The 11,351-nt window shown below is 69.9% G+C and carries 9 protein-coding genes; 6 read left to right on the top strand and 3 right to left on the bottom strand.

Annotation, left to right across the window (positions count from 1 at the left end; translation table 11 throughout):
• The first annotated feature begins 14 nt into the window (after positions 1-14).
• Both ABIE44_RS02970 and gabT read left to right on the top strand, forming a co-directional pair.
• Positions 15-1,238: a saccharopine dehydrogenase family protein gene (locus ABIE44_RS02970; RefSeq protein ID WP_209722368.1), complete on the top strand. Its 1,224-nt coding sequence runs from the start codon at positions 15-17 to the stop codon at positions 1,236-1,238.
• The gene (gene gabT, locus ABIE44_RS02965) at positions 1,235-2,584 is read left to right on the top strand and encodes a 4-aminobutyrate--2-oxoglutarate transaminase (RefSeq protein ID WP_209722370.1); all 1,350 of its coding nucleotides are present in this window, start codon (positions 1,235-1,237) and stop codon (positions 2,582-2,584) included. The genes ABIE44_RS02970 and gabT overlap by 4 nt, the downstream gene beginning before the upstream one ends.
• Positions 2,585-2,655: 71 nt before the next feature.
• Here the strand turns inward: gabT and ABIE44_RS02960 are convergent, their stop codons facing one another.
• From ABIE44_RS02960 to ABIE44_RS02950, 3 genes are read right to left on the bottom strand one after another with little or no spacing between them, the layout of a single operon-like run.
• On the bottom strand, positions 2,656-2,934 hold the full coding sequence (locus tag ABIE44_RS02960) for a PqqD family protein (protein WP_209722373.1): 279 nt from the start codon (positions 2,932-2,934) through the stop codon (positions 2,656-2,658).
• Positions 2,931-3,854, bottom strand: coding sequence for a phosphoenolpyruvate carboxykinase (ATP) (locus ABIE44_RS02955; protein WP_209722376.1), 924 nt, complete (start codon positions 3,852-3,854; stop codon positions 2,931-2,933). The genes ABIE44_RS02960 and ABIE44_RS02955 overlap by 4 nt, the downstream gene beginning before the upstream one ends.
• Positions 3,855-3,861: 7 nt before the next feature.
• Positions 3,862-4,338, bottom strand: a complete 477-nt coding sequence (locus tag ABIE44_RS02950) for a lasso peptide biosynthesis B2 protein (RefSeq protein ID WP_209722379.1) — start codon at positions 4,336-4,338, stop codon at positions 3,862-3,864.
• Between the two features lie 358 nt (positions 4,339-4,696).
• Here ABIE44_RS02950 and ABIE44_RS02945 point away from each other — a divergent pair, with 358 nt between their 5' ends.
• From ABIE44_RS02945 to ABIE44_RS02930, 4 genes are all read left to right on the top strand, one after another.
• A complete protein-coding gene (locus tag ABIE44_RS02945) occupies positions 4,697-5,899 on the top strand; it encodes a nucleotidyltransferase family protein (RefSeq protein ID WP_209722382.1) in 1,203 nt (400 codons plus the stop codon).
• On the top strand, positions 5,896-7,599 hold the full coding sequence (locus ABIE44_RS02940) for an ATP-binding cassette domain-containing protein (protein WP_209722384.1): 1,704 nt from the start codon (positions 5,896-5,898) through the stop codon (positions 7,597-7,599). The genes ABIE44_RS02945 and ABIE44_RS02940 overlap by 4 nt, the downstream gene beginning before the upstream one ends.
• A 48-nt stretch (positions 7,600-7,647) precedes the next feature.
• Positions 7,648-10,239 (top strand): alpha-glucan family phosphorylase, encoded by a 2,592-nt coding sequence (glgP, locus tag ABIE44_RS02935; RefSeq protein WP_209722387.1) that lies wholly within the window; start codon positions 7,648-7,650, stop codon positions 10,237-10,239.
• A 163-nt stretch (positions 10,240-10,402) separates the two neighbouring features.
• Positions 10,403-11,350 (top strand): hypothetical protein, encoded by a 948-nt coding sequence (locus ABIE44_RS02930; RefSeq protein ID WP_209722390.1) that lies wholly within the window; start codon positions 10,403-10,405, stop codon positions 11,348-11,350.
• The last annotated feature ends 1 nt before the right edge of the window (position 11,351 follow it).

Here is an 11,351-nt window from a genome sequence, read left to right as displayed (position 1 = left end):
CTCGATCCACAGAGATGCGCATCCTCCTCGTCGGGGCCGGGGGAGTCGGCGGGGCCTTCACCGCGATCGCCGCGCGCCGCGAATTCTTCGAAGCGGTCGTGATCGCCGACTACGACGAGGCCAAGGCGCAGCGCGCTGCCGACGCGCTGGACGACCGGTTCACGGCAGCGACGATCGACGCGTCGTCGGCCGAGGCGGTGACGGCGCTGTGCCGCGAGAACGGCATCACCCACGTGATGAACGCTGTCGACCCGGTTTTCAACATGCCGATCTTCCACGGTGCGTTCGCGGCCGGTGCGGACTACGTCGACATGGCGATGTCACTCTCGAAGCCGCACCCGGAGAAGCCCTACGAGCAGGTCGGCGTGATGCTCGGCGACGAGCAGTTCGCCGTGGCGGAGGAGTGGGAGGCCGCCGGCCGTCTCGCGCTGGTCGGGATGGGGGTCGAGCCTGGTCTGTCCGACGTCTTCGCCCGGTACGCCGCAGACCACCTGTTCAGCGAGATCGATGAGCTCGGCACCCGGGACGGCGCCAACCTGGTGGTCACCGACGACGCCGGCAACGAGATCTTCGCGCCGTCGTTCTCGATGTGGACCACGATCGAGGAGTGCCTGAACCCTCCCGTCATCTGGGAGAAGGACCGTGGCTGGTTCACCACCGCGCCGTTCTCCGAGCCCGAGGTCTTCAACTTCCCCGAGGGCATCGGGCCGGTCGAGTGCGTGAACGTCGAGCACGAGGAGGTGCTGCTGATGCCGCGCTGGGTCGACGCCAAGCGGGCGACCTTCAAGTACGGCCTCGGCGACGAATTCATCACCATCCTCAAGGTGCTCAACACCCTCGGGCTCGACAGGACCGAGAAGGTCACCGTGAAGGGCGTTGAGGTGTCGCCGCGCGACGTCGTCGCCGCCGTCCTGCCCGACCCGGCGACCGTCGGCCCGCGGATGAAGGGCAAGACCTGCGCCGGGCTGTGGGTCACTGGCAAGGGGAAAGACGGTGCTCCCCGCAGCACCTACCTCTACCACGTCGTCGACAACGAGACGGTGATGGCGGACTACGGCCACCAGTGCGTCGTCTGGCAGACGGCGATCAACCCGGTGGTCGCTCTCGAGCTGATCGCTACCGGCACCTGGAGCGGAGCTGGCGTGCTGGGCCCGGAGGCGTTCGACGCCGTACCGTTCCTGGACCTGCTCACCGCCTACGGCTCGCCCTGGGGAACCAAGGAACTGGAGATCGCATGACCACCACCGCCGGCGGACCGAGCCTGCCGCAGGAACGTCGCCTGGTCACCGAGGTCCCGGGACCGAAGTCGCGCGAGCTGCACGAGCGGCGTACGGCGGCCGTCGCCTCCGGGGTCGGCAGCACCCTGCCGGTGTACGTCGCCGCTGCCGGTGGCGGCGTGATCGTCGACGTCGACGGCAACTCCTTCATCGACCTCGCCTCCGGCATCGCGGTCACCTCGGTCGGCAACTCCGCGCCCGAGGTCGTCGAGCGGGTGACCGAGCAGGTCGCCGCGTTCACGCACACCTGCTTCATGGTCGCCCCGTACGACGGCTACGTGGAGGTCTGCGAGCAGCTGGCCGACCTGACGCCCGGTGACCACGCCAAGAAGGCCGCACTGTTCAACTCCGGCGCCGAGGCCGTCGAGAACGCGGTGAAGATCGCCCGCGTGCACACCGGTCGGGACGCCGTCGTCGTGGTCGACCACGCGTACCACGGGCGTACGAACCTGACGATGGCGATGACGGCCAAGAACATGCCCTACAAGGAGGGCTTCGGCCCGTTCGCGGGCGAGGTCTACCGGGCCCCGGTGTCCTACCCGTTCCGGGACGGTCTGACCGGTGCGGAGGCCGCGGCCCGCACGATCGACGTCATCGACAAGCAGGTCGGCGCGAGCAACGTCGCCGCGATCGTGATCGAGCCGGTCCTCGGGGAGGGCGGCTTCATCGTGCCGGCGCCCGGCTACCTGCCCGCACTTGTCGAGTACGCCAACGCGAACGGCATCGTCTTCGTCGCCGACGAGATCCAGTCCGGCATGTGCCGCACGGGCACCTGGTTCGCCAGCGAGCACGAGGGCTGGCTGCCCGACCTCACCACCGTCGCCAAGGGCGTCGCCGGCGGACTGCCGCTGGCAGCCGTCGTCGGCAGGGCGGAGATCATGGACTCGGTGCACGTCGGCGGCCTCGGCGGCACGTACGGCGGCAACCCGGTCGCCTGCGCCGCCGCGCTGGGGGCGATCCAGACGATGAAGGTCCTCGACCTCAACGCGCGCGCCCTCGGTATCGGCGAGCTGCTCAAGCGCCGGCTCGCGGCGATGGCGGTGACGTTCCCGGCGATCGGTGACGTCCGCGGCCAAGGCGCGATGATCGCGGTCGAGATCGTCGAGCCGGGCACGACGACGCCCGACCCGGTGACGGCAGCGAGGCTCAGCGCCGGCTGCCACCAGGAGGGCGTCCTCACGCTGACCTGCGGGACCTACGGCAACGTGCTGCGGTTCCTGCCTCCTCTCGTGGCCTCCCGCGAGCTGCTGCACGAGGCGATGGACGTCCTCGAGGACGTCGCCGCCGCACTCGTCGCCGCCGGCTGATCGAGCGTAGTCGAGATCATCGTTCGTGGTCTCGACTCACCACTCGCTGCGCTCGTTGCTCGACCACCCGGTCAGGCGGTGGTGACCAGCTTGCGGCTGGTCAGGTCGCCGAGGAACTCGACGATGTCGCCGCGGCAGGTCTCCGGGGTCACGTCGTACTCGGCGCTGACCAGGCCGACGAGGTCCTCGAGCGTGCGGGGCTCGGCCAGGTGCTGCCAGATCGAGGCGGCGACGTCGCGCAGGCCGTAGTACTCGCCCTGCTCCTGACCCATCATCACGAGCTCACCGTCCATCTCGACGGCGTGCAGCTCGGGCCGCCGTACGTAGGTGGTCTCGGGTCCGCTGGTCATGCTCGCTCCTGGGTCGGGGTCTGAGGTGATTCGGTGCCGATGTCGGAAAGGATGGCTTCGGCGGTCGATTCTGCAGTCATGGTTGCAGCAGGTCGTCGGACCCGCGTCACGCGGGCGGTCCTCGCCAGGCTGGCGCACTGCTGGAGGTGCCGGGCGACCGGCTCGGCACCGCTGATCAGCTCGTTGCGGTAGGTGTGCTCGTGCAGCAGGCTGAACGTGACGGCGCCGTGCACGGGAGCCAGTGTCAGCTCGGTCCCGGCGTGCCGCTCGAGGACGTAGATCCAACGCAGCGGCAGCGGCCCGATCGCGTTGCGCTGCAGGGGAAGCTGGAACTTCTCGTGCGCGTCGTTGATCCGCTCGAGCCCGTCCGTGCCGACCCCGAGCCGGGCCAGGGCGTCGTCCCAGAGCTTGATCCGCGGGTAGCCCGGGATCGCGTTCCCCGTGGCGTCCACCGGGACGACGTCGTCGGAGAGCACGTCGAACCCGCGGCGGTCGAACTCTGCGGCGAGCGTCGACTTGCCCGCGCCGGAGTGCCCGACGACGACGGCTGCGGCGTCCCCGATGCGGAACGCGTTGCCGTGCAGCACGAGGTGGTCGCGCTGCATCATCAGCGCGCCCATCACGGTGCCGAGCAGGAACAACCGGATCGCGCGCGGCTCAGCATCCGGCAGGGGATCGATGACGATCTCGACGCCGGCCCGGGTCTCGTAGCGCCCGACGTCGGGGACCTCGACGCCGCAGACGTCGCTCTCGCGCCACAGGCCGTAGGGGAGGGTGCTGGGCGGCGGGACCTTCAAAGATCCGAAGCGGATCACCACGTCGGGGGTCGCCTCGGTCTCCAGCGGAGCCCCGAGGTCGGGCAGCTCGATCTCGCTGCGCAGGAGGAGTCCGTAGCAGGAGTAGGTGGTACCTGAGGTCACGCCGCGATCACCGGAGCCGGTTCGCTCGCGGTGACCACGCGAACGCGCCCACCTCGGTGTACTCGCGACCGTTGCCGCCGGTCACTGCGATCGTCCCTGCATGGACCCAAGCATGGGCGACCAGCGCGTTGCCGTCGCGCCGAACGCCGAAAGAGACCACGTGCGGGATCCGGCGGACGGCGAGGAAGGTGCGGGCGGCGAGCGCCTGGGGGTAGCAGTCCGAGCGCCACGGCGCGTGGGCCGCAGCCGCCTCGACGATCCGGCCGATGTGCGCCGCTCGCCAGGTCTGCTCCTCGTCGAGCTCCGGCACCGTCTGGTGACCGGGGGACGACTGGTTCTCGCCGAGCAGCCGTCGTACGACGGTGAACGGGAGAGCGATGATGAGAATTCGGGCAAAACCGAGAAGGAACCAGGCCGCCGTGAAGCGAACCTGGTCCCTCAGTCCTAGACGGACAAAACCCCGCACCGTGCGAACGAATCCCATGGTGCGAAGTCCTCGTGGCACCCGAGGGTGCCCTTGAGTGGCTGAGCCTTCAGCTACCGAGCGGGGGGAACGGGATGTGGATCCCGAGGCCCAGGTCGATGTCGCTGGTGGCCCGCAGGCTGAGCGACTCCAGCTTGGGAGCGCTGTACGCCTTGTCAGAACCGGTCATCGTGGAGCTCCTGTCGGTTGTTGCCTTCTCAATCAGAACCAACGAGCCGGCACCGAAAAAGGTACGGAGGGTGAGGTTCCGCACGAAAAATATAGTCCAGGAACCAGCTCCGGTCCTGAAATGGCTCCGACGGGTCCGGAACTTCCCAGTTCACCAACCAACAAGCGCACGGGCTTCTAGTGTTGGCGGGTGCCACAGACCCCTCCTGCGCTGCGACGCGTACGCGCGTGGACGCGGGGCGCCCTGCGCCTGGAGGCAGGCCTGTCCTGGACGCCGGAACCTGCGTTCGAGACGCCGATCGAGCTGGTCGAGGCCGTACGAAGACACCGAGTTGCCGAGCTCGTCGGATCCCAGGCCGAAGGCTTGCAGCTGCCGCGCGAGGTGGTCGAGCCGATCAACGCCCTGCGGGCGGTCAGCCGGCGTCAGCTGATGGTCCAGATCCTCGAGATCGACCGGTTGCAGAACCTGTTCCGCGGTGCCGGCCTCGAGACCATGGTGATCAAGGGCCCGGCTCTGGCGGCGCAGACGACCGGCGACCCGGGCGCGCGCGGCGCAGGGGACGTCGACCTCCTTGTCGATCCTGAACAGGTCGAGGCCGCACACCACCTGCTGATCGAGAACGGTTGGGTCCGCCGCGAGTCCTACGAGGTCAACCCGGGGACGTGGGCGTGGGGCCACGTCATGCGCTCGTTCAACGCCTTCACCTACGACGGCCCCTCGAGCTCGGTCGACCTGCACTGGCGCCTCGATCCCACCCTGGACGCGCTGCCGACCTTCGCCGAGGCGTGGGCCCGCCGCGTTGGCGTCGACCTCGGCGGCGTCAGGGTCGACACGCTCTCCCACGCCGACCTGCTCCCGCACACCAGCCTGCATGCGGCGAAGGACTCGTGGCGCTGGATGCGCAGCCTCGTCGACGTGCACCGGCTCGCCGCGGACCCCCGGACCTGGCAGCGCGACCTGCGCGCCGACCCGCTGCGGCGGCTCGAGGTCAGCACTCTCGCGGTCACCCGCTTCGTCGTCGGTCTCCCGCCCAGCGTGCCCGCTGCCGTGCTCGCCGAGCTCGACCGGGTGCCCTCCTCGGTGGTGAACCGTGCCGTCCTGGCCCAGGGCCGCCCGGCGCGGGAAGCCTTCCCGTTCCCCGGGTCTGCCAGCTTCCGGCTGCTGCGCTACATGCTCGAGGCCAGCCCGACCGGTCGCGACCGTCGTCACTCCGCGGTGAGCATCGCCCTGCCGGTGAAGTCCGTTGTCGGCGTCGAGGCCACGTCGGCGTGGACCGGGGTACCGCTGACGCTGTGGCTCCGTGTACGCCGTTTGTGCCGACGCAGCGTGGCGTGGGTGCGGCGCGAGCCCGGGGCAGGCGTGGTCGAGCCCCTGGTGAGGTCGCACCGGTGATCCGTCGTGCGGGGGTCTGCCTGCGGCTGATGGCCGACACGGTGGGCACAGCGAAGGTGCTCGGCCTGCTGGTGCTGCAGTTCGTCGTGGCGCTGCTCGAGGGCGCCGGTCTGGTGCTCCTGGTGCCGGTGATCCAGGCGCTCGGTGGCGACGACCGCTTCAGCGTCCCCGGCCTGACCGTCGAGTTGACGCTGGTGCGCGCGTTCTCGCTGGTGATCGCGGTCGTCGTGCTCCGCGGGATCGGGCAGTGGTGGGCGATGGTGCTCGCCGTCGACATCCGGCTGACGACCGTCGACCGGCTCCGTCTCGGTCTCATCGACGACCTGTACGCGGCCGACTGGACCTACCTGTCGGCCCAGCGCCGCAGCGAGGTGGTCCAGAGCCTGACCACCAACGTCGAGCGTGCGCAGAGCGCGGTGGCGATGGTGCTGCGGCTGTGCGTCGGTGGCTTCGTGCTGGCCGCGACGGCGGCCGTCGGTGTCCTGCTGGCTCCGGTGGTCGGGGGACTCGCCCTGATCGCGGTCGTGGTCGTGCTCGGTCTGGCAGCGCGCTCGACCCGCGGCGCCACGTCGCTGGGCCAGGTCATCACCGAGCGGATCGCCGGCTTCGGTGCCGCGCTGTCGGACTCGTTGGCCTCGGCGCGGGTGATGCGGGCGCACGGTGCCGAACGGGCCTGGTCCGAGCTGGTCGCGGAGGAGGCCGCACGTGTCCGCGAGGTTCGCCGCAGCTTCGTCGCCCGCGCCGCGATGGTCTCCTCGGCACTCGGCGTGGTCGGGGTGCTCGCCGTCCTCGGCCTGATCCTGATCGGCCGCGAGATCGGCTTGTCGCTGTCCGAGCTCGCTGCCCTGCTGGTGGTCTCCACCCGGTTGCTGACCAGCGGGCAGAACCTGCTGATCGCCGCGCAGACCTTCGCGAACGACGTACCGGCGCTGGAGTCGTTGCTGGCGTTCCAGGCCGAGGCCCGACGTCACCCGGAGCGGGTGGCCGACACGGTCCCCGAGGAGCACCGGACCCCGGCGGCCGACCGCGAGGGCCGCCGTCGCGCGGTCGCGCTGATGGAGCTGCGCGGGATCGGGGTGACCTACGACCCTGCGGCCGGTCCCGCCCTGGACGGCATCGACCTGGAGATCCCGTACCGCAGCCTGGTGACGGTGACCGGGCCGAGCGGTGCCGGCAAGAGCACGTTGCTCGATGTGATCCTGGGCCTGCTGCCTGCCCAGCGGGGCGAGCTGCTCGTTGACGGCGTACCGGTGACCGACCTGGCTGGCTGGCGCCGACGGATCGGGTACGTTGCGCAGCAGACCGTCCTGGTGCCGGGCACGGTCTATCAGAACCTGGCCTGGTCGCTGCAGCCGGGCGAGACGCTCACCGAGGAGCGCGCCTGGGAGGCTCTCCGTCTGGCGTGCCTCGACGAGGTCGTGCGCGGACTTGCCGGCGGCCTGCAGGCGCCGCTGCAGGAGCTCGCCGAGCTGTCCGGCGGCGAGCAGCAGCGACTCGCGATCGCGCGGGCACTGGTGCGCACACCCGAGCTGCTGATCCTTGACGAGGCCACCAGTGCGCTGGACCGGACGACCGAGGCAGCGGTGCTCGCCAACCTTCTCAACGGGGACCGCGCCGTGCTGATGGTCACGCACCGGCCGCTGTCGGAGAATCCGGGGCAGGTGCTGCGGCTGGAGAACGGGCGCGGATCGTACGCCTGAGCAAACGCAATTGGAACGATCAAGTGGTCGTCGGCTAACGTCGTTTTCATGCGCGCGATCCGACGATTCACCGTCCGTCCCGTTCTTCCGCCGAGCCTGGCCCCCCTGCTGGAGCTGGCCACCAACCTGCGCTGGTCCTGGCACCCGGCGACGCAGGACCTGTTCGCTGCCGTGGACGGCGGCGCCTGGGAGGAGGCGGGTCACGACCCGGTCAAGCTGCTCGGCGCCATCGCCCCGGGTCGCCTCGAGGAGCTTGCCGGCGATGAGGTCTTCCTCGCCCGCCTGCACCAGACGCGTGCAGACCTGGACGCCTACCTGACCGGCGACCGGTGGTTCCAGCAGCAGGTCGCGCCGCGTGAGGCCGACGGCGGCGTCGCGCCGCGTGCCATCGCGTACTTCTCACCCGAGTTCGGCATCACCTCGGTACTGCCGCAGTACTCCGGCGGTCTCGGCATCCTCGCGGGCGACCACCTCAAGACCGCCAGCGACCTCGGCGTACCGCTGGTCGGCGTCGGCCTGCTCTACCGACACGGTTACTTCCGCCAGTCGCTCTCCCGCGAAGGCTGGCAGCAGGAGACCTACCCGGTCCTCGACCCGGACGGCCTGCCGATCACGCCGCTGCGCGAGGCTGACGGCAGCCACGCCCGGGTGGCGCTCGAGGTCCCCGGCGACCACCCGCTGATCGCCCGGATCTGGGTCGCCCAGGTCGGACGCGTGCCGCTGCTGCTGCTCGACTCCGACGTCGAGGAGAACCCGGAGGCCCTGCGCGAGGTCACCGACCGGCTGTACGGCGGCAGCGTCGAGCACCGGCTGCGCCAGGAGCTGCTCCTGGGCATCGGCGGCGTACGGGCGCTGCGGGCCTGGTCCAGGATCACCGGCGCCGACGCCCCCGAGGTCTTCCACACCAACGAGGGCCACGCCGGGTTCCTCGGTCTCGAACGGATCCGCGAGCTCAGCGTCGCCGAGGACGGCCCGAGGCTGTCCTTCGCCGAGGCCGTCGAGGTCAGCCGAGCCGGCACGGTCTTCACCACGCACACCCCGGTCCCGGCCGGTATCGACCGGTTCCCGCGCGACCTCGTCGAGCAGTACTTCGGACCGACCTCGCCCGTCGCCGGCGTACCGGTCGCCGACGTGCTCGCGCTCGGTGCCGAGGACTACGACGGCGGCGACCCCGGAGTCTTCAACATGGCCGTGATGGGCTTCCGTCTCGCGCAGCGTGCCAACGGCGTCTCGCAGCTGCACGGTGAGGTGAGCCGCGGGATGTTCAGCGGGCTGTGGTCGGCCTTCGACGAGGCCGAGGTGCCGATCACCTCGATCACCAACGGCGTGCACGCGCCGACCTGGGTCGCGCGCGAGGTCTTCGAGCTCGGTGCGCGCGCGGGCGCAGATGTGGACTCCGACGACGACGAGGTCTGGTCGGTCGTCGACCAGATCCCCGCGAACGACCTCTGGGCCACCAAGCGCGTGCTGCGCCAGCGACTGGTCGAGGACGCGCGCGTTCGGGTGCGCAAGGCGTGGCAGCAGCGCGGCGCCGCGGCGTCCGAGCTCGGGTGGACCGACCAGGTGCTCGACCCCGACGTGCTCACGATCGGGTTCGCCCGGCGTGCGGCGTCGTACAAGCGACTCACCCTGATGCTGCACGACCCGGAGCGGCTCAAGCGGCTGCTGCTGCACCCCGAGCGTCCGGTCCAGCTGGTGATCGCCGGCAAGGCCCACCCGGCCGACGACGGCGGCAAGAAGCTGATCCAGGACGTCGTACGGCTCGCTGACGACCCGGCGATCCGGCACCGGATCGTGTTCCTGCCGAACTACGACATCGCGATGGCCCAGCCGCTGTACCCCGGCTGCGACGTCTGGCTGAACAACCCCCTTCGCCCGTACGAGGCCTGCGGCACGTCCGGCATGAAGGCGGCGCTGAACGGCGGGCTCAACCTGTCGATCCTCGACGGCTGGTGGGACGAGTGGTACGACGGCGACAACGGTTGGGCGATCCCGTCGGCCGACAGCGTGAGCGACGTCGACGAGCGCGACCGGCTCGAGGCCGAGTCGTTCTACGACCTGGTCGAGAACGAGGTCGCGCCGCGCTTCTACGACGTGGCTGACGGCGTCCCGATCCGGTGGATCGAGATGGTCCGGCACACCCTGAAGTCGCTCGGGCCGAAGGTGATCTCGACCCGGATGGTGCGCGAGTACACCGAGCGCCTCTACGTCCCGGCCGCGACTGCCGAGCGCGCGATCAACTCCTCCTACGACGGAGCCCGCGACCTCGCCGCGTTCAAGGCGCGCGTCCGTGCGGGCTGGGATCAGGTGCGGATCGACCACCTCGACACCGCCGGCGTCTCGGAGACCCCCGAGGTCGGCGGCGCCCTCGACCTGACGGCGTACGTGAGCCTCGGCGACCTCGCCCCCGGCGACGTGCGCGTCGAGCTCGTGCACGGCCGGGTCAAGGGCGAGGACGCGATCCTCGAACCGGCGGTGCTTCCGCTCGAGCTCGTCGAGACCTACGAGGGCGGCCGCCACCGCTTCGCGACGCGGTTGGTGCTCGACCGCCCGGGGCCGTTCGGGTACACCGTGCGGATCCTGCCGGCGCATCCGGCGCTGGCTAGTGCGGCGGAGCTGGGGCTGGTGGCTTCGGCCTAGCCGGAATTTCGGGTGAACCCGAAATTCCTGCCGAAGCAGGCGATGTTTCGTGTTGGTCGGCCGGTTGTGGGCTTGAACTGCACCGTTCGCCCCGAGGCGCTGCCATCCACAGCAGCGATCGTGGTGAACACGGACCGTCCGGCGCGGACCGCACCATCGCCTCATGCTGGATCTCACGACTTATTCCGTGCCGGGTGTCTTTCTGCGCAGGCACGCATTGGAGCTCGGGTACGACGACAAGTGGCTCGCCAGGTCCGTGCGGAACGGAACGCTCGTGCGCGTGCGACACGGCGCGTACGTCGAAGCATCTCGATGGAACGACGCCGACGAGTCGGATCGGCACGCTCTAGCTTGTCACGGCGTTTGGATGTCCCGCCGTTCCGAGATCGCATTCAGCCATCAATCGGGTGCTGTGCTCCACGGTCTGCGTCTCTGGGGCACAGATCTCTCGAGGGTGCACGTGTCGCGGTTCGGCGTCACCGCCGCGCGCAAGCACCAGGATGTGGCGTACCACGACGTTGACGACCGGCCAACGATCCACCCCGTGGGCGGTCTGTCGGCGCTCTCCGCGGCGAGGTGCGCCATCGGAGCCGCATCGCTGTCGTCGGTGGAGTCAGGGATCGTCGTTGCCGATTCCGCCTACCACCTTGCCGGGTGCACGCCGGAGCAGATGCGGGCGGCCGCAGCAGAGATGCAGGGGTGGCCCGGAACGCGAAGGCTGCAGATCACGCTGCGACTGGCTCAACCCGGGGCGGAGTCCGTCGGTGAGTCTCGGTCGAGATACCTCTTCTGGAGGCACCAGATCCCGCGACCTGAACTGCAGTACGTCGTCGCTGACGGACAGGACATTCTGGGGACAACCGACTTCGCTTGGCCTGAAGACGGCGTGCTGGGGGAGTTCGACGGCAAGGTCAAGTACGGGCGTTACCTTCGTCCGGGTGAGTCGCCAGGTGACGCGGTATTTCGCGAGAAGCGACGAGAAGACGCGATACGCGAGCTAACTGGATTTCGATTTGTTCGACTGACGTGGGCGGATCTTCACGATCCGATGCGTACTGCCGCACGAGTCCATGAGGTGCTTCGCGGGCGCGGCGCGACGCGAGCAACCTGAA

The sequence above is a fragment of the Marmoricola sp. OAE513 genome, from assembly GCF_040546585.1.
In the GTDB taxonomy this organism is placed as follows: Bacteria; Actinomycetota; Actinomycetes; order Propionibacteriales; family Nocardioidaceae; genus Marmoricola.
Note: the sequence above shows the minus strand (reverse complement) of the source record. Positions and strands in the feature narration are given on the sequence as shown.